The following is an 18438-nucleotide window of genomic DNA, read 5'->3' on the forward strand; positions in this document are numbered from 1 at the left end:
CCGAAGGACATCCCGATGTTGAATTACGCCCTCAAACGGTTGGGGCTGGCGGTGGCTATCGTGTCACTGGCCATGTTCCTGCTGTTCTGCATGATCTACCTCGTCCCCGGTGACCCGGCCTCGGTCGCGCTTGGGCCCCGGGCCACGGAGGCGATGAAAGAGGCGCTTCGGGTCAAGATGGGCCTCGATCAACCGATCTGGGTCCAGTTCTGGCACTTCTTCTCTGGCGCATGGACCGGCGATCTGGGCGAAGAGGTCCTGTCCGGCCGTCCGGTGCTGGACGTGGTGCTGGAACAACTCCCCTACACGCTGGCGCTGATCGCCGGCGGTATCAGCTGGTCCGTGGCGCTGGGGATCCCGCTGGGTTGCTGGGCCGCGATCAACCGGGGCAGCCTTGCCGACCGGTTCGTCGGCATCCTCTCGGTGGCGGTCATCGCCGTGCCTTCCTTCGTGATCGCCATCTACGCGCTGCTGATCTTTGCCGTCACCCTGCGTTGGCTGCCCGCCATTGGCGCCGGAGAGCCGGGGGATCTGGGCGACCAGCTGGTACACCTTGCCCTGCCCTCGCTCGCGGTGGGGCTTGGCTGGGTCGGCTACATCGCCCGCATGGTGCGCGCCTCGATGCTCGAGGTGCTGGAGGCCAGCCACATCCGCACCGCCCGCGCCTTTGGCCTGCCGGACAACATGATCACCTACCGCTATGCGCTGACCATCGCGATCCTGCCCACAATCACCCTTCTGGGTGTGGGCATCGGCCAGATGCTGTCCTCTGCCGTCTTTGCCGAGATCGTCTTTGCCCGCCCCGGTGTCGGCAAGCTGGTCTACGACGCCATCCTGACCCGCAACTTCCCGGTGGTGACGGGCGCTGTCCTTGTGACGACCGTTCTGTTCGTCCTTCTCAACCTGATCGCAGATCTCATCGTCGGAGCCTTGGACCCCCGTGTCAGAAGCAGCCTCTAACCCCCCCGCCCCGGCCTCCGAGCTTTGGCGCTCGATCCGCCGCCTGCTGCGTGAACCGCTTGGCGTGTTTGGCCTGACCCTTGTCGTGCTGGTGATCCTTGGCGCGGTTTTTGCCGACCTGCTGACCCAGTGGGACCCTACCCGCATCAATCCCCGCGACCGGTTTCAGGGACCGTCCGGCGCGCATCTTCTGGGCACCGACCAGCTGGGCCGCGACCTCTTTGCCCGGGTGCTGCACGGTGGCCGGATCGCGCTTTACGTCGCATTGTTTTCAACCGCCATCTCGCTGGGCATCGGCATCGTTCTTGGGCTGATCGCGGGCTATGGTCCGCGCTGGCTGGACAACCTGATGATCCTGCTTTTCGACGCGATGAAAAGCTTTCCCACCGTGATGTTGGCATTGGCGCTGGTGACCATTGTCGGTCCATCTCTGACGGCGGTGATCGTGGTGGTGATCCTCGTCAACGTGCCGGGATACGCGAGGATCATCCGTACCCAGACCATCGCCATCAAATCATCCGAGTTCGTGACCGCGGCCAAGAGCATGGGCGCCTCCAGCACCCGCATCCTTGGCGTGCACATCATGCCCAATGTCATCGGTCCGCTGGTGATCCTTGCGTCGATGGACATTCCCGTGGTGATCGCCATCGAGGCTGGGATGAGCTTTCTGGGCCTTGGCGTGCGCCCGCCGACGCCCAGCTGGGGGTCAATCCTGAACGACGGCTTCAGCCAGATCCGCGAAACTCCGTGGATCGCCATCGCGGGCGGGTTGCCCATCATCATCACCACGCTGGGCTTTACCTTTCTCGGCGAAACGCTGCGGGACGTCTTTGACCCCCGGCTGAAAGGACGCTGATGAACATGCTCAGTATATCCGGCCTGAACGTCTGGTTCTCGACCGAAGACGGGCCGCTGCACGCGCTCAAGGACGTGGGGTTTGACGTACCCGAAAAACGGATCGTCGGCATCGTCGGCGAATCCGGGTGCGGCAAGTCCACGCTTATCAACGCGATCCTCGGGCTGCTGGCCGACAATGGCGAAATCCGCAGCGGCGAGATCCTGTTCGACGGCAGCCATAACCTTGCCCAACTGTCCCCGCGCGACATGCGCGAGTTGCGCGGCCCGCGTATCTCGACCGTCTTTCAGGACCCGATGGGCGCATTGAACCCGGTTCTGTCGGTCGGCAAACAGATGATCAACATCCAGTACCGGTCCAAGCAATCCAAGGCCGAAAAAGCCGCCCGCGCCATCGAGATGCTGAAACTGGTCCGCATTCCCGATGCAGAAAGCGCCCTGTCGCGCTATCCGCACCAGTTCTCGGGCGGGATGAAACAGCGCATCGCCATCGCCATGGCGCTGATGATGGAACCGGCGCTATTGATCGCGGACGAACCGACCACCGCGCTGGATGCCACGCTCGAAGTCACGACCATCGAACTGCTGAAGGATCTTCAGGAAAAGATCGGTTGTTCGGTCATGTTCATCTCGCACCATCTTGGCGTCATCGCCGAGCTTTGCGACGACGTGGTGGTGATGTACGCGGGCGAAGTGGTGGAACGCGGCACCGTGCGCGAGGTGTTTCAAAACCCCAGCCATCCCTACACGCGTCGCCTGCTGGAATGCGACCCGGCGCGTCAGACGGAACGCACCCGCGTCCTGCCGACCATCCCCGGTGAAATCCCCGATCTGCGCGCGCGGCCCGATGGCTGTGTCTTTGCGGCCCGTTGCCTTGAACGTCACGGCGGTTGCGACAGCCCGCAGGTCGAACGCCGTGTCCGGGCCGATCATTTCGCCCGCTGCAACCTTGCAGGCCAAACCGCAACAGAAGGGGCCGAGGCATGAGCGACGATCCAATCCTGAGCGTCGAGGACGTGCAGGTTTCCTTTCCCGTCGGACGTCTGACAAACCGCAGCGCCATCCTTGGCGTGGCCGGTGTCAGCTTTGAGGTCAAGCGCGGCGAAACCTTTGCCCTTGTGGGCGAAAGCGGCTCTGGCAAGACGACGCTGGCCCGCGCCATCAATGGCTTGCAAGAGATTTCGCAAGGCGCGATCACCTTCGAAGGGCGGCGCATCGACGGGTTGGGCAAGGGGCAGATGAAACCCATCCGCAAGCGCATGTCGATGATGTTTCAGGACCCGGTCGGGTCGCTGTCGCCCCGGATGACGGTCGGCGATCTGGTGACGGAGCCATTCCGCATCCACGGCAGCGATGGGCGGGACCTGCGCGAGGAAACCCAGCGCTTGCTGTCCTTGGTGGGACTGCCAACAGATTTCGCCTCGCGCTATCCGCACCAGTTGTCGGGCGGTCAGGCCCGGCGGGTCGGCGTGGCACGCGCCATTGCGCTGGACCCGGCGCTGGTGATTGCGGATGAACCCACGGCGGGACTTGACGTGTCGGTGCAGGGCGAGGTGCTGAACCTGCTCAATGACCTGCGCGAAAGGCTGGGTCTGGCCATGGTCATCATCACCCACAACCTGCACGTGGTTCATCACGTGGCCGACCGCACCGCCGTCATGTACCTTGGCCGTTTTGTCGAAACAGGCGAGACCGAGGCAATGTTCGCCGCCCCACGGCACCCCTATACGGCGGCGTTGCTTTCGGCCAATCCCGAACCGGACCCGGACAAGATCCACGACCGGATCTCGCTGCGCGCCGAGGTGCCTTCGTTGTTGTCGCGCCCGTCGGGGTGCGAATTTCACACCCGCTGTCCCTGGGCGCAATCCAAATGCGCCACGGTCCCGCCGCCCGCCGGCGACGTGGCCTGCCACTTCCCCCTTGCGCCCGGCGCACAACCCCCAGTTCACGAGGTCCCCTCTTGACCGAAGTCATCGAAACCGTCTGGATCACCATGCCTGACGGGGCGCGGCTGGCCGCCCGCCTCTGGCTGCCCGACGGTGCCCGCGACACCCCGGTGCCCTGCATCCTTGAATACATCCCCTATCGCCGCCGCGACCGGACCCGGATGCGCGATGAATCCATGCACCCGCTTTTTGCCGAGGCCGGTTATGCCTCGATCCGGGTGGATATTCGCGGCTATGGCGACAGCGACGGGCTGGCCGAGGATGAATATTCCCATCAGGAAATGCAGGACGGCCACAACGTCGTGCAATGGATTGCCGAACAGGACTGGTGTGATGGCAATGTCGGCATGTTTGGCAAAAGCTGGGGCGCTTACAATGCCTTCCAGGTTGCCTCGACCCGTCCGCCCGCGCTCAAGGCGATCATCCCGGTCATGGGAACCGACGACCGCTGGCGCGAAGACATTCATTTCTACGGCGGCTGCCTTGCCAACGACAATTTCTGGTGGGGCACGATCATGCAGCTCTATAATGCCATGCCGCCCGACCCCCAGATCGTGGGCGCAGACCGCTGGCTGGACATGTGGCGCGACCGATTGAACGGGGCGCAGTTCTGGCCCGCCATGTGGCTGGAACATCAGACCCATGACGAGATGTGGCGGCGCGGCTCGATCTGCGAAAACTACGATGATGTGCAGGTCCCGGTCTATTTCTTCGGCGGCTGGGCAGACCTGTTCCGCGATACGCCGTTCCGCATCGCCGAGAACCTCAAAGGCCCGGTCAAAGTGATGATGGGCCCTTGGGCACATCTTTACCCGCATGAGGGCATCCCCGCCCCGCGCGCCGATTTCGTGGGCGAGGCGATCCGATTTTGGGATCATTGGCTGAAGGGCAAGGATACCGGATTGATGGACGAACCGCCGCTGCGGTTCTTCCTTCAGGAAAGCGTGGCCCCTGCCGGCATGCACAAGGCACGCGATGGCCGCTGGATCGAAGAGGCCAGCTGGCCTTCTCCCAATGTGTCCGATCAGACGATGTGGCTGAATGATGGCACGCTGGACGCGGCCCCCGCTGCGGGTGAGGCGCTGTCGGTTTGCTCTCCGCAGACCTTTGGCGGCGCGGGCGGCGACATGTGTTCCTTTGCCATTCCCGGCGACATGGCGATCGACTGCCGCACCGACGCGGGTGGCGCGTTGCAGTTCAAAGGCGCACCGCTGGAGGCCCCGCTGGACATCCTCGGCCAGCCCAGCCTTTCGTTGAAGCTGTCCGCCGACAGGCCGCAGGGCTTTGTTGCCGCGCTCTTGGTGGACGAGGCCCCGGACGGCGCGCAGACGCTGCTGGCGCGCGGGTTTTGCAACCTCACTCACCGCAACGGCGACATGGATCCGACCCCGGTCACACCGGGCAAAGAGATGGCGGTGACCGTGCCACTGTATGGCACCGGCTGCCGTGTGCTGCCCGGCCACCGGATCGTGGTGCAGATCGCCTCGGCCTATTGGCCGATCCTCTGGCCCGCCCCGCAGCCGGTCACGCTGACGGTGACGCCGGGGACATCTGCCCTGCATCTGCCGGTCCGCCACGACCCGCCCGACGCCCCTGCCCCGCGCGACCTGCACGAACCGGCCAAGCGCAGCGGCAAACGCGCGATTACCCGCGTCCGCGAAGGCGCGATGGAACGGTCGATCCACACCGATCTGACCACCGGAGAGGTGACGCATCGGTTCTTCCTTGATGGCGGGGTCTTTGGCCCCGTGGGCGACATGCGGCTGGACGAGATCGGCACCGTGCTCAGCGATATTTCGGACCGGCGCTATGTCATCCACGCGGATGACCCGCTGTCGGCCCGCGTTTCGATGCAGCAAAAGGCCAGCTTTACCCGCGACGATTGGGTGGCACGGATCGAAGCCTACGCCGAACAGACCGCCACCGAAACCGAGTTCCACCTGCTGTCACGGGTGAAATGCTGGTCCGGGGACGAGTTGATCTTTGAACGAGAAAAAACCTTCGCAATTCCAAGGAACGGCATGTGATGCAGGCAATCGCGGTCAAGACCGATTTCCCCCGCAAGGTGCGCGAAATCGAAAACACATGGATCCCCATGCCCGACGGTACACGGCTGGCGGCGCGGATCTGGCTACCCGAAGATGCCGAGGACAATCCCGTTCCGGCGATCCTTGAATACCTGCCTTACCGCAAGCGCGACGGCACGGTGGAGCGCGATCACCTCACGCACCCTTATTTCGCAGGTCACGGATATGCCGGCGTGCGCGTGGACATGCGCGGCAGCGGTGACAGCGAAGGTGTCTGCCTTGGTGAATACCTGTTGCAGGAACAGGATGATGCGCTGGCGGTGATCGACTGGCTGGCCGCCCAGCCCTGGTGTTCCGGCAAGGTGGGCATGATCGGCATCAGCTGGGGCGGTTTCAACGGTCTACAGGTCGCCGCGCGCCAGCCCAAGGCACTGGGCGCGGTGATTTCGCTCTGCTCGACCGATGATCGCTATGCCGACGACATCCATTTCATGGGTGGCGCCATGTTGACGGACAAGCTGGCTTGGGGCGCCACCGCCTTTGCCATTGCCAACACGCCCCCCGACCCTGAAATCGTCGGCGACCGTTGGCGGGACATGTGGGTGCAACGGCTGGAAAACAACGGGCTGTGGTTCCTTGACTGGGTGCGCCACCAGCGCCGCGATGACCTTTACCGCCATGGTTCCATCTGCGAGGACTATGCCGCCGTGCAGGTGCCCGTCTACGCGGTGGGCGGGTACGCGGACGGTTACACCAACCCGATCTTTCGCATGATGCAGAACCTGTCCTGCCCGCGAAAGGCGTTGGTCGGTCCATGGGCGCACAAATACCCGCATTTCGCCACGCCCGAACCGCGTATCGGCTTTTTGCAGGAATGCCTGCGCTGGTGGGATCAGCACCTGAAAGGCATCGACACCGGCATCATGGAGGAACCCATGATCCGGGCATGGGTGCAGGAACCAACCGCCCCCAGCCCCGAGTCCACGGAACGGCCGGGACGCTGGATTTCGGCAGCCGGATGGCCATCTGCCGCAACGCGGGAAACCGTGCTGCATGTGACGCCGGACGAATTGTCGGAAACAGCTTCCGACGCAGCCGTCCAGATCGACTGCCCGGAAAACGCGGGCCACGCGGCACAGACGTGGTGCATGTATGGTGCCGATCCCGACGGCCCTCTGGATCAGAACCGCGAAGCGGGGCGCATGGCATTCTTTGAAACCGCGCCACTGGATCAGGATCTGGAAATCTTCGGCTTTCCCATGCTGCATGTGAAGGCGGCCAGCGATGTGCCACAGGCCAACCTTGCCGCCGTGTTGTCGCTGGTGGCCCCGGACGGGCGCGCCACGCTGGTCAGCTTTGGCACGCTGAACCTGACCCATCGCAATGGACACGCCACCCCTGAGCCGCTGCCACCCGGACAGGCCGTGGAGGCGGTGCTGCAACTGAACGTTATCGGTCAGCGGATTCCGGCGGGCTATCGCCTGCGCCTTGCCTTGTCACAGGCCTACTGGCCGCTGATCTTCCCCTCGCCGCAAAAGGCGCGCCTGACCCTGACCAAGGCACGGCTTGTCCTGCCCAGCCATGATCCCGCACAGGACGGGCCGGCGCTGGCCCCCTTTGATCCGCCCGAGGGGGCGGCCCCGCTGGAGGCAGAGGTGCTGCGGCCGGGGTCCGGCCATCGCACCCTGACGCTGGACTATCCCACCGGGCTCGAAACCTACACGCGCTACGGCGATACCGGTGAAAGCCTGCACAAGCACACCGGCATCACCGTGCATTACGAAAACGAGGATCGGTTCGAAATGCATCCCGACGATCCCAATTCCGCCCGGGCGACCTGTCGCTGGACGAAACACTATCGCCGCGACGACTGGCTGGCCGAGCTTGACGCCTCGGTCACGGTCGAGGCGCTGCGCGACGTCTGGCGTGTCACCGCACGGCTGGAGGCCCGCGATGCCAATGGCACGGTATTGGCCCGCGACTGGAACGAAGACATCCCCCGAGATCACGTCTGAGGAGACTGACATGGCCGTATTTCCCGGCTTCGGCGACAAGGCCGAATTTCACCAACTGACCACCAAGGACGGCGTGACCATGCGCGTCGTGATCGAAGGCACCGGCCCAAGCGTGGTTTTCGTCCCCGGCGGCGACCAGGTGGCCGACGCCTATTCGCAGCAGTTCGCGCGCCTGACCGACCGTTACCGCTGTATCTCTTTCGATCCGCGCGGCGCCGGTGACACCAAGGCCCCGCCGCCGCCCTGGACCATGGCGGATTACGCCCGGGACTGCGCCGCGGTGATCGACGCCTTCTGCGATGGCAAGGCCGTTGTCACGGGCCTGTCGCTGGGCGGGTTGGTCACGCAGGCCACGGCGATCGATTTCCCCGACAAGGTGCAACTGGCGATCCCCATGGGCACCGCCGCCTATATCGACGGCTTCACCCGCGACTGGATGCAGGCCGAGATCGACCTGCGCCGCCAAGGGATCAAACTTCCCGATTATTTCCTTGCCCCGCATTACGCGGCCTATGCCTTTCCGGCCAAGGCGCTGCACGACCCCGAACTTTGGGCGCAGGTCAAGGAAAGCTATACCGAACGGTTCCGCGACCGCGATCCGCAGGACACCATCGACCAATGGCAGGCCTGCCTCGATTTCGACTGCCGCGAACAGCTCAAGACCTGCCCGGTGCCGTTCCACGTCATCTCTTTCTCCGAGGACGTGCAGACTGCGCCCTCCATGTGCAAGGTGGTCTCGGACCTCGCGCCCAACGGCACCTTCCATGAGATCCCGGGCCTTGGCCACGTCTCGCTGGTCAGGCACAAGCCCGAGGTCGTCGCCGCCAAGCTGCGCGAAATCCTCGACGACGTGCTGGCCCCTGCCTGACACCTCATGCCAAGGATTGCGATTGCCGGGTTTCAACATGAAACCAACAGCTTTGGCATCGGTCGTGCCGGGCTGACCGAGTTCGAGATGGCCGACAGCTGGCCCGGCCTTCTGACCGGGCCGGATGTGATCCCCGGCACGCAGGGCATGAACCTGCCCATCGCGGGGTTTGCCGCTGCCGCTCAGGCGGCAGGGGCGGACCTGTTCCCGATCCTGTGGTGCGCGGCAGAACCTTCGGGCCTTGTCACCGACGAGGCCTTTGACACCATCGCGGGCCGCATTGTCACCGCGCTGGGCCAAGCCGGGCCGCTGGATGGTCTCTACCTCGACCTGCATGGCGCGATGATCACCGACAGTCATGACGACGGCGAAGCCGCCCTGCTGGAACGCGTCCGGGCCGTTACCGGCCCGAACCTGCCCATCGTTGTCAGCCTCGACATGCACGCCAATGTCTCGCCCCCCTTCGTGGCGCTGGCCGATGAGGTCTGCATCTATCGGACCTATCCGCACCTCGACATGGCGTTGACCGGCGCGCGTTCGTGGGACCGACTGTTACCGCTGTTGCAGGGGACGCGCCCCGCCAAGGCCTTTCGCCCCGCGCCATTTCTCGTGCCGCTCCATGCTCAGAACACAGGCAGCGACCCGGCGCGCAGCCTTTACGCCGGACTGACCGACACGGCGGACGCACATGTCGAACTGGCCTTTGGCTTTACTGCCGGGGACACGCCGCACACCGGCCCCTCAGTCATCGCCCACGCCCCCACGCAGGCCAAGGCAGATGCGCTTGCCGACGACACCCTAAGCCGCCTGATCGCCGCCGAAATGGCGTTCGACGCAACACTGGCCCGCCCCGCTGCTGCGGTGGCCCGCGCCATGAGCGCGACAGGCGACAAACCCGTTGTCCTTGCCGATGTGCAGGACAACCCCGGCGCGGGTGCCTCATCGGACACGACCGGCGTTCTGCACGCGCTGGTCGAGGCTGGGGCGCAGGGCGCGCTGCTGGGCCTGATGCACGACCCCGAGATGGCGCTCCGCGCGCATGAGGCCGGTCTGGGCGCGGAAATCTCTGGCGCGCTGGGCGGAAAATCGGGCGTCCCCGGCGACAGGCCCTTTGCCGGCCGGTTCCGTGTCGAAACGCTCAGCGACGGCAACGTGCGCTATACCGGAGAGATGTACGGCGGCGGTGTCGCCACGCTTGGCCCCGCCTGCGCGCTGCGCATCCTTGATACCCCGGCTGAGGTGACGGTGGTGGTGACAAGCATCCGCAACCAATGCCTTGACCTGGCGCAGTTCACGCATTTCGGGCTGAGCCCCGCCACCGCCCGCATCGTCGTGGTCAAAAGCACCGCGCATTTCCGGGCCGATTTCGAACCCATCGCCTCCGAGGTGATCTGCGTCGCTGCTCCGGGTCTCTTTCCCTGCGAAAGTGCCGCGCTGGGCAATCGCAAGCCCTGACACCTTGCAGACCGCCGCCGAAGGGGGTCTGCGAAACGCTTGGTCTTGGCAAGAAATGGCGATCCCTGAAGGACTCGAACCCTCAACCTGCTGATTAGAAGTCAGCTGCTCTATCCAGTTGAGCTAAGGGACCGCTGAACCCGGTTTTGCAGGCTTTCCCGCCGCAGGGCAAGGGCTACAGCGCGCGGTACATGAAAACGCTGAGAGGGTCCGGGCGATAGCTGCCGAAAGGTGGGCATTCGGAAAAGCCCTGCGACAGGTAGAGCGCCCGCGCGGCCGCAAACCCGGCGTCCGACCCGGTTTCCAGACAGGCACCGCCTGCGCCGGCCAGACGCGCCTCTGTCAACATCTGCGACAACAGAGCGTGGCCCAGGCCGCGCCCGCGCCCTGCTGCCGCCACATGCATGCTTTTCAACTCGACCACCGGACCACAACCCGCCAAGGCAGTGGGTTCATCGCCAGCAGGAACCGCCTTGAAGGCACCAACCGCCAGAACGGTCCCGGCTTCGTCACTGAGGGAAAAAACCCGCGCGCCGTCTGCCCGCAGCGCGGCCCCGGTCATCACATGACAGCTTTCTTCCGGGCTTTGCGCGCGCATGGCCGCGTGATGTGCCGCCAGCAGCGTTTCAACACCCGGTTCAGCGCCTGTGGCCTCGACCAGTTGGGGCGTCAGTGCGTCCACGCCGACCGCCGGTCCACGGCGAAATTCTCGGCGTAGCCGCGCGGGCGGATGTTGGGCTTGCGCTTTTTCGGCTCAAAGACCTGCGCCTCGATCCCATTGTCTCGGGCATAGGCAAGCGCAGCCTCTTTGCTGTCGAACCGCAGGCGCACCTGCGTCTGGGTATCCTGCGACGAGGTCCAGCCCATCAGAGGGTCAACCGACCGCGCCGAAGCCGGTGCAAACTCCAGCACCCAAACCTTGGTCTTGGCCTGCCCCGAGGACATGGCAGTCTTGGCTGGCTGATAAATGCGTGCCCGCATGGCGCACCTCCTGTCACTAAGCCTCTTTCTGCGCGATATGCCGCGACGACACAAGCAGCGCAAGCGCGCCCTTTGTCACATTTTTTCGGTGCAGGGATGACGAAGGAGGCAAGCAGGCCAAGACCCGCATCGGGCCGCGGGGAGCGAGGGGTGGGTGTGTGCGGACCAGAACGCGGGTTCAGGGCACTGCTTGCTATCCAAAAAGGTACATTTCAGCCTAAGTTGACGCAATGTTAACCTAGATTGACGAATTCGGCCCGGGCGGTAAGAAGCCTTCGAAACTCCGGGCAACCACCTGAAACCAATTACAAACCCGCGCCCAACAGAAAATTTCGCCACTGCGCGACATTGGTCTTATTGGCGCGGCTTCCCGATTCTTTTCGGTTGTTTCGTCAACTATCTTGCCCGCAAGATCACCCCAGAAGCCAGTCTACCAGCTCTTCGAGGCTGTACGATACGGCCAGATTCTCCTGATCTTCGAAATTATAGCCGCTGGCGGTTCCCTGAAACATTCGGAGCGTGCCAAAGCCCATGTCGCTGTCCACGAGATACCCGCGCCTGATACCTTTGCGGCCCGGGAACCGGGGGATGATAAAGGCGTGGGTCCGGAATTCAGACGAACCATAGGCCGCAAAATCATGGCCTCTGAAATCCCACAAGGTTGGCAAATCCGCACCAAAGCGGGGATCTTCAACAACGCAATGCATTGCCTCGGCCAATTCGTCACGTGTCAGGTAGCCATGCGGACGCCCGCGCAACAGGCGACGGCCATTTCCCAATCTCCAGACCATCAGGTCCACGCTGCCCGCAGCCCCGTCGATCCGCGCCGTTGCCTCGGTCTTGCAATCCGGCACCCTGCCCATCGCCCCTGTCCTTTCCGGCCCCGACCAGGTTGCGATGCGTCGAGGCTTGCCCCAACTATAGAAAACTACCGCATAGGTTGAAAGCTGTTTGATGTCGATAACATCAGGAAAGGTAAACGCCACTCCGCCCGCTGGATTTCGGACCTCCCCTTGTCGCCCACCACCTTGCGCGACATATTCCACACGGAACGGAGCCTCCCCATGCACAACAATTCCCCCGAACAGATGCCCGCCTTGCTGCACGCACCGGCGCCCGATGTCCGCGAGCGCGAAAAGCTCGAAGGCGGCAAGCAGTTTGTCATGCATACGGAATTCTCGGCCGCCGGCGACCAGCCCACCGCCATCGCCGAGCTGTCCTCGGGCGTGAACAATGGCGAACGTGATCAGGTGCTGCTGGGCGCGACCGGCACCGGCAAGACCTTCACCATGGCCAAGGTAATCGAGGAAACCCAGCGCCCGGCGATCATCCTTGCCCCGAACAAGACCCTGGCCGCGCAGCTATATGGCGAGTTCAAGGGCTTTTTCCCCGACAACGCCGTCGAGTATTTCGTCAGCTACTATGACTACTACCAACCCGAGGCCTACGTGCCGCGCTCGGACACCTATATCGAGAAGGAAAGCCAGATCAACGAACAGATCGACCGGATGCGCCACTCGGCCACCCGGGCGCTTTTGGAACGCGACGACGTGATCATCGTCGCCTCGGTGTCCTGCATCTACGGTATCGGTTCGGTCGAAACCTATGGTGCCATGACGCAGGATCTGCATTCGGGCCGCGAATACGAAATGCGCAAGGTCATGGCCGATCTGGTGGCGCAGCAGTATCGCCGAAACGATCAGGCCTTTCAGCGCGGCTCGTTCCGGGTGCGCGGCGATTCGCTCGAAGTCTGGCCCGCCCACCTCGAGGATCGTGCCTGGAAGCTGTCCTTTTTTGGCGAGGAACTGGAGTCGATCACCGAGTTCGACCCGCTCACCGGTCAAAAGACCGACAGTTTCGACCGCATCCGCATCTACGCCAACAGCCACTACGTGACCCCGCGCCCGACCATGCAGCAGGCCGTGATCGGCATCAAAAAGGAACTGCGCCAGCGGCTCGACCAACTGGTTGGCGAAGGCAAGCTGCTGGAGGCGCAGCGGCTGGAACAGCGCACCAATTTTGACCTCGAAATGCTGGAGGCGACCGGCGTCTGCAACGGGATCGAGAACTATTCGCGTTATCTGACCGGCCGCGCGCCGGGCGAACCGCCGCCCACGCTGTTCGAATTCATCCCCGACAATGCCATCGTCTTTGCCGACGAAAGCCACGTCAGCGTGCCGCAGATCGGCGGCATGTACCGGGGGGACTATCGCCGCAAGTTCACGCTGGCCGAACATGGTTTTCGCCTGCCCTCCTGCATGGACAACCGCCCCCTCAAATTCGAGGAATGGGACGCCATGCGACCGCAGTCGGTTTTTGTCTCGGCCACCCCCGCCGCATGGGAGCTGGAACAATCGGGCGGCGTCTTTACCGAACAGGTCATCCGCCCCACCGGCCTTTTGGACCCCGAGGTCGAGATCCGCCCGGTCGAGATGCAGGTCGACGATCTGCTGGACGAAGTGCGCAAGGTCACGGCGGCGGGCTACCGGACGCTGGCCACAACGCTGACCAAACGCATGGCCGAGGATCTGACCGAATACATGCATGAACAGGGGATCAAGGTCCGCTACATGCACTCCGACATCGACACGATAGAGCGGATCGAAATCCTCCGCGACCTGCGCCTTGGCGCCTTCGACGTGCTGGTGGGGATCAACCTGCTGCGCGAGGGTCTGGATATTCCCGAATGCGGGCTGGTCGCCATTCTGGACGCGGACAAAGAAGGTTTCCTGCGGTCGGAAACCTCGCTGATCCAGACCATCGGGCGCGCCGCGCGGAACGCCGATGGCCGCGTCATCATGTATGCCGACCGCATCACCGGCTCGATGGAACGCGCCCTGGCCGAGACCAACCGCCGCCGCGAAAAGCAGATCGCCTATAACGAGGAACACGGCATCACGCCCGCGACGGTCAAGAAGAACGTCGATGACATCCTTGCGGGCCTCTATCAGGGCGACGTGGACATGAACCGCGTGACCGCCACCATCGACCCGGCCCGTCAGGGCGCCAACCTGCAAGCCGTTCTGGACGGGTTGCGCACCGACATGCGCAAGGCCGCCGAGAACCTCGAGTTCGAAGAGGCCGCCCGCCTACGGGACGAGATCAAGAGGTTGGAGGCGGTCGATCTGGCGGTCTCGGACGACCCTCTGGCCCGTCAACAGGCGGTCGAGAAGGCATCAGCCGACGCCGTCAAAGCCAAGGGCCGGTCGACAGCGGGGAAACCGGGCCAGCGTGGCGGTAATGTGAAAAGGCGGAAGAAGGGGTAAGGGAATGCCAGTTTACGATCGCCCTACAAAAGAACTGATGCGCGAGTGGGCCGCAGGTTGCCTAAAAAAAGGAGAGCAATTCTCAAAAATTGATGCCGTGGAATGGTTCAAAGAAAACTATCCAAAAATAAAACCAGGCACGGTAGAGATGCATGTCGAGGTTATGTCCACGAATAATGGCCGCATCAGGAAGCATCATAAATCTGTCTACGCGGGGTCAGGTCATGACCTATTTTTCAAAATTGGCCCCAACCGCTTCAGGTTGGCAGATCCAACTACTGACCCCGAGCCAATATACGACACCCAACAGGATCGGGAAGAACAGGAAGAAAGATCTCTTCGTCCACAGGATGAAGAAACAATTGTTGAACAACTTGACGATCAAACCCTCGATGCAGCATCGCAATTCGCCTATGAACGAGACTTACAGAATTTTCTCGTAAAAGATCTTGAACGACTCGAAACAGGATTGCGCCTCTACCGCGAAGAAGACGATGATGGACTTGTCGGCGTAGAGTTTGTTGTAGGCGGTCGTCGAATAGACATTCTTGGTGTAGATGCCGAGGACAGACTCGTAGTGATAGAACTCAAAGTCGGCAACACATATGACCGCGTTGCGGGCCAATTGGCGCGCTATATGGGATGGATCAAGGAAAACTTCCGCCCCGAAAAAGAGGTTCGCGGAATCATTGTGGCCAACAAGATATCGGACGACCTCAGACTCGCTTGTTCGATGATAGAGAATGTCGACTTGGTTGAATATGAGATCAATTTCAACGTCCGGAGAATAAAATAGAAAACACAATAGGAAGGCCATCTATCAATCAACCTTCCCTAGCCTGGATCAAAGGCCGAAGGCCCGTCGGGCACCAGCTTTGGGGCATGCTTTGCCCACCACCCCCACAAACAAAAAACGCGGCCCCCAAGGGACCGCGTCACATCATTCCAAAGCCGATTGGCTTCAGACCAGTTCCAAGTTCACTGCGCTCTCGCGGCCGTCACGGCCGGATTCGAGGTCGTAGGTCACTTTCTGGTTGTCGGCGAGGCCGGTCAGGCCCGAACGCTCGACCGCAGAGATGTGCACGAACACGTCCTTGCCGCCCGATTCAGGCTGAATGAAGCCGAAGCCTTTGGTGGTGTTGAACCATTTCACAGTGCCATTGGCCATCTGTCTGTTTCCTTGTGTATCTGCCGCTCGCAACATGCAGCGGCCCGGCGAAGGCGCGTCTTGATCGAGTGACTGCGCGCCGGTAACGGAAAACAGGTATCGAAGAGAAGGTCTCAGCCACGCCGACCTCGCAGGTTTTGACCGATCTGGCAAGGCTTAGATGTTGCGGCAGGCAGAACCCCGCCTCTTCCCCGCACGTCACCATCATGACATGTTTGCGCCATCAAACCGGAGAACCGCATGCCTCTCACCGCCTTCGACCACGTCAATGTCCGCACCGGACAACTGGACAAGATGATCGCCTGGTATGGCGAGATCCTCGGCCTGCATCCCGGTCCCCGCCCGCCTTTCGGATTCGGTGGCGCCTGGCTTTACCTCGGCGAGCAGGCCTATGTGCATCTGGTCGAGGTCAAAGACCAGCCGCCCGCCGTCCCCAAAGCCACGCTGGAGCATTTTGCCTTTCGCGCCGCCGGAATGACAGAGTTCCTTGCGAAACTGGAAGCCGCGCAATTGCCCTACAGCGTCGATGAGGTGCCAGGGTTCCCCATCGTTCAGGTCAATTTTCACGATCCTGACGGCAATCACATTCATGTGGATTTCGACAAGGCCGAACGGCAGGATTGAACCCGCCGTGCCAAAAGAAAGGGGCGCATAACGCCCCTTTTGCAACCAAGGTCGGGCTTAACTCTCGCCGCCCGCCACGGTCAGACCCAGCATGCGCCAGCCCTGCATACCCCAGCGATAATAGCTGATCTTGGCGGCAGGATAGCCTGCCTCGATCATGCGCCGGATTGCCGTAGGCGACTGGCCGCACCATGGGCCGTTGCAGAAAAGAACAACCTCGCGGACACTCTCGGGGGCGCATTCATAGCCTTCGAAATCCACTTCGCAGCCCAGTTCACCAAGCCGGTCGACCATTTCGGTGTAAGGGATGCTGACCGAGCCGGGAATCGTTCCCGTCTGCCAATCCGGACGCACACGGCTGTCGATGACCATGATTGCCGGGTCCTGCAACGCGGCCAGAACCTCCAGCTCACCTATGGCTCGCACCCCTTCGGCGGGCGATACAGGTTGAATGCAGAAGCTGGGACAGGGCCGCGCGATGCGCGCAAACTCTCCTTCGATCACTGCATCCGTGTCCTGCACGCGCGAGATCGTCACCTCTCCACCCGACGGCGTTGGCACGGCCACCTCGGCCATGCCTCGCGTGATATTGACCTCTTCGGCCCACAGGGGCGCGGCGAGCATCAGCCCGAAGGCTGCATATGCCAGCGGTTTCATCTGTCCTCCAAACGCGTTGCCAATACGCTGATCAAAGCCTAGCGCGGCCGCGAAAAAGGGTCAGTCGAAATCGAACAGGTCTTCCAGGAAACCGCGGCGCTTTTTCTTGCGGTAGTGGCCATCGTCATCGTCCCGGCGCTTTTCCGGTCGATAGCTTTCAGCAGCGTGCGGCGGAGCCGCCTGCGGCAGGCTGCGTTCGATGATCTTGTCCAGTTCGCCGCGATCCAGCCAGACACCCCGGCATTTCGGGCAGTAGTCAATCTCGATCCCCGTACGTTCGGCGATCACCAACTCGCTTCCGTCGACAGGGCACTTCATGCGCGCTCTCCTCTCCTTGTTCAGGTAGCAGATAGGGAGCCATCCACCGCATTCCCAGCGCAACATCGGCCCCCCGGCAGGAAAGCGCGGGTTAGGCGGGATTTCCGGACCTGCCCGGCAAAGGAACATCATCTATCTCTGGGGCGGACCGGCTTCGCCGCAACAATGGCTGTGAAAAAGATCCCGCGCAGCAAGGCGGAGAGATGACGCAGAAAAATGAATGGGCTAGGATTCCCGCATGATACGCTTCGGATTGATGTTCGCCTTCCTCATCTCGCTCTTGCCCGCCATGCTTTCGGCGCAGGAATACGACACGCGCACACTGATGCGGCACGGCCAATGGCAGGTCGATGTGACCTACAGCCAGAGCAGTGACAGTTATTGGTGCAGCGCCGGGGTGGAAAATGGCAGCGCGCAAAAGTTCAATCTGGTCGCCTACCAGAACGAGGCTTTTGCCCTGTTCATCTTCGATCCCCGCTGGGATCTGGAGCCGCGCAGCGTCCGCTTTATCGTCGATGTGGATCGTGACCGCTGGACCATGGATGGCAGCGGCGACGGCACCGGCATTGCGCTTAGCATGACCGATGCCGAAAAAGCGGCGAAGTTCCTTGTTCAGCTCAAGCGGGGCAACACCGTCTACGTCTATAACGAAGACCAACAGCGTCAGGCGACCTTTTCGCTTAGCGGTTCGTCGCGGGCCATCGACGCGCTGTTCGATTGCTGGGACACGATCGTCAGTTCACAGGATCCGTTCTGACCGCAGGCGCGCGTGCGCACGGTTCTGAACAGCAGCGGCGCCAGACCGGCGCCGCCTTGTTTTGTTAGGGATCAGCCGCGCACCCAACCAACGATCTGACCGGCTGGCATCGCGCCGGACTGGCGTTTTCGCTCGCGGCCACCGGCAAAGGAAACCATCGTCGGAATCCCCCGGATGCCGTGCTGCGCACCGGCTTGCGGAAAGCTTTCGGTGTTGAGTTTGACAAGTCGCGCCTCTTGCCCAAGCGTCGACGCCGCCTTGCCGAACTCTGGTGCCATCATGCGGCAGGGGCCGCACCACGGTGCCCAGAAATCCACAATCAGTGGCACTTCGTCATTGCGCGCCGCCTTGGCCAGCGTGGCCGCGTCCACTTCGACCGCCTTGCCGGGCATCAGGGCCGCGCCGCAGGTGCCGCATTTCGGGCCCGCGCCCAGTTTCTCTACCGGCACACGGTTGACCTGCCCACAGTCGAGACAGGTCAGCTTTTTGCCCGCCATCTCATTTCCTCCGATTCACATTCACCATTCCATATGCGAACCTG

General features: G+C 62.6%; 19 protein-coding genes and 1 tRNA gene. 12 read left to right on the forward strand and 8 right to left on the reverse strand.

From position 1 onward, the window contains the following. Positions 1 to 15 precede the first annotated feature (15 nt). The 8 genes from KJP30_RS11270 to KJP30_RS11305 are packed head-to-tail and all read left to right on the forward strand — an operon-like array spanning position 16 to position 10126. A complete protein-coding gene (locus KJP30_RS11270) occupies positions 16 to 960 on the forward strand; it encodes an ABC transporter permease (RefSeq protein ID WP_218449287.1) in 945 nt (314 codons plus the stop codon). Continuing rightward, positions 941 to 1816: an ABC transporter permease gene (locus KJP30_RS11275; RefSeq protein WP_218449289.1), complete on the forward strand. Its 876-nt coding sequence runs from the start codon at positions 941 to 943 to the stop codon at positions 1814 to 1816. Before KJP30_RS11270 ends, KJP30_RS11275 begins: the two co-directional genes overlap by 20 nt. Positions 1817 to 1821: 5 nt before the next feature. Beyond that, on the forward strand, positions 1822 to 2802 hold the full coding sequence (locus KJP30_RS11280; protein ID WP_246594469.1) for an ABC transporter ATP-binding protein: 981 nt from the start codon (positions 1822 to 1824) through the stop codon (positions 2800 to 2802). After that, positions 2799 to 3779, forward strand: a complete 981-nt coding sequence (locus KJP30_RS11285) for an ABC transporter ATP-binding protein (protein ID WP_218449292.1) — start codon at positions 2799 to 2801, stop codon at positions 3777 to 3779. Before KJP30_RS11280 ends, KJP30_RS11285 begins: the two co-directional genes overlap by 4 nt. Then, positions 3776 to 5788 carry a CocE/NonD family hydrolase gene (locus KJP30_RS11290; RefSeq protein ID WP_218449299.1) on the forward strand — a complete coding sequence of 671 codons (2013 nt, stop codon included), beginning with the start codon at positions 3776 to 3778 and terminating at the stop codon, positions 5786 to 5788. Before KJP30_RS11285 ends, KJP30_RS11290 begins: the two co-directional genes overlap by 4 nt. After that, the gene (locus KJP30_RS11295; protein ID WP_218449307.1) at positions 5788 to 7803 is read left to right on the forward strand and encodes a CocE/NonD family hydrolase; all 2016 of its coding nucleotides are present in this window, start codon (positions 5788 to 5790) and stop codon (positions 7801 to 7803) included. Before KJP30_RS11290 ends, KJP30_RS11295 begins: the two co-directional genes overlap by 1 nt. A gap of 10 nt (positions 7804 to 7813) precedes the next feature. After that, positions 7814 to 8671, forward strand: a complete 858-nt coding sequence (locus tag KJP30_RS11300; RefSeq protein ID WP_218449310.1) for an alpha/beta fold hydrolase — start codon at positions 7814 to 7816, stop codon at positions 8669 to 8671. A gap of 6 nt (positions 8672 to 8677) precedes the next feature. Further along, complete coding sequence (locus KJP30_RS11305; RefSeq protein WP_218449312.1) at positions 8678 to 10126, forward strand: M81 family metallopeptidase; 1449 nt, start codon at positions 8678 to 8680, stop codon at positions 10124 to 10126. Between the two features lie 56 nt (positions 10127 to 10182). Here the strand turns inward: KJP30_RS11305 and KJP30_RS11310 are convergent. The 4 genes from KJP30_RS11310 to KJP30_RS11325 all read right to left on the reverse strand — a co-directional run bounded on the left by KJP30_RS11310 (position 10183) and on the right by KJP30_RS11325 (position 11970). Further along, positions 10183 to 10259: transfer RNA gene (locus KJP30_RS11310), tRNA-Arg, on the reverse strand. Positions 10260 to 10301: 42 nt separating this feature from the next. Next, positions 10302 to 10808 carry a GNAT family N-acetyltransferase gene (locus KJP30_RS11315; RefSeq protein ID WP_218449314.1) on the reverse strand — a complete coding sequence of 169 codons (507 nt, stop codon included), beginning with the start codon at positions 10806 to 10808 and terminating at the stop codon, positions 10302 to 10304. After that, positions 10796 to 11107 (reverse strand): ETC complex I subunit, encoded by a 312-nt coding sequence (locus tag KJP30_RS11320; protein WP_218449316.1) that lies wholly within the window; start codon positions 11105 to 11107, stop codon positions 10796 to 10798. The genes KJP30_RS11315 and KJP30_RS11320 overlap by 13 nt, the downstream gene beginning before the upstream one ends. 413 nt (positions 11108 to 11520) lie before the next feature. Then, positions 11521 to 11970 carry a hypothetical protein gene (locus KJP30_RS11325; protein WP_218449318.1) on the reverse strand — a complete coding sequence of 150 codons (450 nt, stop codon included), beginning with the start codon at positions 11968 to 11970 and terminating at the stop codon, positions 11521 to 11523. Positions 11971 to 12171: 201 nt separating this feature from the next. Here KJP30_RS11325 and uvrB point away from each other — a divergent pair, with 201 nt between their 5' ends. Further along, a complete protein-coding gene (gene uvrB / locus KJP30_RS11330) occupies positions 12172 to 14373 on the forward strand; it encodes an excinuclease ABC subunit UvrB (RefSeq protein WP_218449320.1) in 2202 nt (733 codons plus the stop codon). Positions 14374 to 14377: 4 nt separating this feature from the next. Beyond that, on the forward strand, positions 14378 to 15169 hold the full coding sequence (locus KJP30_RS11335; protein WP_218449328.1) for an endonuclease NucS domain-containing protein: 792 nt from the start codon (positions 14378 to 14380) through the stop codon (positions 15167 to 15169). A 165-nt stretch (positions 15170 to 15334) separates the two neighbouring features. On the opposite strand, the gene KJP30_RS11340 is transcribed toward KJP30_RS11335, so the two are convergent. After that, a complete protein-coding gene (locus KJP30_RS11340) occupies positions 15335 to 15541 on the reverse strand; it encodes a cold-shock protein (RefSeq protein ID WP_218449330.1) in 207 nt (68 codons plus the stop codon). A gap of 240 nt (positions 15542 to 15781) precedes the next feature. Between KJP30_RS11340 and KJP30_RS11345 the strand changes: the two genes are divergently transcribed. Further along, on the forward strand, positions 15782 to 16165 hold the full coding sequence (locus tag KJP30_RS11345; RefSeq protein ID WP_218449332.1) for a VOC family protein: 384 nt from the start codon (positions 15782 to 15784) through the stop codon (positions 16163 to 16165). Between the two features lie 57 nt (positions 16166 to 16222). Here KJP30_RS11345 and KJP30_RS11350 read toward each other — a convergent pair whose 3' ends face one another. Together KJP30_RS11350 and KJP30_RS11355 are read right to left on the reverse strand one after the other, a co-directional pair. After that, positions 16223 to 16822 (reverse strand): rhodanese-like domain-containing protein, encoded by a 600-nt coding sequence (locus KJP30_RS11350; protein ID WP_218449341.1) that lies wholly within the window; start codon positions 16820 to 16822, stop codon positions 16223 to 16225. A 60-nt stretch (positions 16823 to 16882) separates the two neighbouring features. Next, complete coding sequence (locus tag KJP30_RS11355; RefSeq protein WP_218449343.1) at positions 16883 to 17140, reverse strand: TFIIB-type zinc ribbon-containing protein; 258 nt, start codon at positions 17138 to 17140, stop codon at positions 16883 to 16885. Positions 17141 to 17378: 238 nt separating this feature from the next. Between KJP30_RS11355 and KJP30_RS11360 the strand changes: the two genes are divergently transcribed. Beyond that, positions 17379 to 17897 carry a hypothetical protein gene (locus KJP30_RS11360; RefSeq protein WP_218449344.1) on the forward strand — a complete coding sequence of 173 codons (519 nt, stop codon included), beginning with the start codon at positions 17379 to 17381 and terminating at the stop codon, positions 17895 to 17897. Positions 17898 to 17968: 71 nt separating this feature from the next. Here the strand turns inward: KJP30_RS11360 and KJP30_RS11365 are convergent, their stop codons facing one another. Beyond that, positions 17969 to 18394: a thioredoxin domain-containing protein gene (locus tag KJP30_RS11365; protein WP_218449346.1), complete on the reverse strand. Its 426-nt coding sequence runs from the start codon at positions 18392 to 18394 to the stop codon at positions 17969 to 17971. Between the last annotated feature and the right edge of the window lie 44 nt (positions 18395 to 18438).

This window comes from Antarctobacter sediminis (assembly GCF_019218285.1).
Lineage (GTDB): Bacteria > Pseudomonadota > Alphaproteobacteria > Rhodobacterales > Rhodobacteraceae > Antarctobacter > Antarctobacter sediminis.

Coding starts and splice junctions, on each gene's coding strand:
- KJP30_RS11270 (WP_218449287.1), top strand. CDS start 16: ATGTTGAATTACGCCCTCAAACGGTTGGGGCTGGCGGTGGCTATCGTG.
- KJP30_RS11280 (WP_246594469.1), top strand. CDS start 1,822: ATGCTCAGTATATCCGGCCTGAACGTCTGGTTCTCGACCGAAGACGGG.
- KJP30_RS11285 (WP_218449292.1), top strand. CDS start 2,799: ATGAGCGACGATCCAATCCTGAGCGTCGAGGACGTGCAGGTTTCCTTT.
- KJP30_RS11295 (WP_218449307.1), top strand. CDS start 5,788: ATGCAGGCAATCGCGGTCAAGACCGATTTCCCCCGCAAGGTGCGCGAA.
- KJP30_RS11300 (WP_218449310.1), top strand. CDS start 7,814: ATGGCCGTATTTCCCGGCTTCGGCGACAAGGCCGAATTTCACCAACTG.
- KJP30_RS11305 (WP_218449312.1), top strand. CDS start 8,678: ATGCCAAGGATTGCGATTGCCGGGTTTCAACATGAAACCAACAGCTTT.
- KJP30_RS11320 (WP_218449316.1), bottom strand. CDS start 11,107: ATGCGGGCACGCATTTATCAGCCAGCCAAGACTGCCATGTCCTCGGGG.
- KJP30_RS11325 (WP_218449318.1), bottom strand. CDS start 11,970: ATGGGCAGGGTGCCGGATTGCAAGACCGAGGCAACGGCGCGGATCGAC.
- uvrB (WP_218449320.1), top strand. CDS start 12,172: ATGCACAACAATTCCCCCGAACAGATGCCCGCCTTGCTGCACGCACCG.
- KJP30_RS11335 (WP_218449328.1), top strand. CDS start 14,378: ATGCCAGTTTACGATCGCCCTACAAAAGAACTGATGCGCGAGTGGGCC.
- KJP30_RS11340 (WP_218449330.1), bottom strand. CDS start 15,541: ATGGCCAATGGCACTGTGAAATGGTTCAACACCACCAAAGGCTTCGGC.
- KJP30_RS11345 (WP_218449332.1), top strand. CDS start 15,782: ATGCCTCTCACCGCCTTCGACCACGTCAATGTCCGCACCGGACAACTG.
- KJP30_RS11350 (WP_218449341.1), bottom strand. CDS start 16,822: ATGAAACCGCTGGCATATGCAGCCTTCGGGCTGATGCTCGCCGCGCCC.
- KJP30_RS11355 (WP_218449343.1), bottom strand. CDS start 17,140: ATGAAGTGCCCTGTCGACGGAAGCGAGTTGGTGATCGCCGAACGTACG.
- KJP30_RS11360 (WP_218449344.1), top strand. CDS start 17,379: ATGATACGCTTCGGATTGATGTTCGCCTTCCTCATCTCGCTCTTGCCC.
- KJP30_RS11365 (WP_218449346.1), bottom strand. CDS start 18,394: ATGGCGGGCAAAAAGCTGACCTGTCTCGACTGTGGGCAGGTCAACCGT.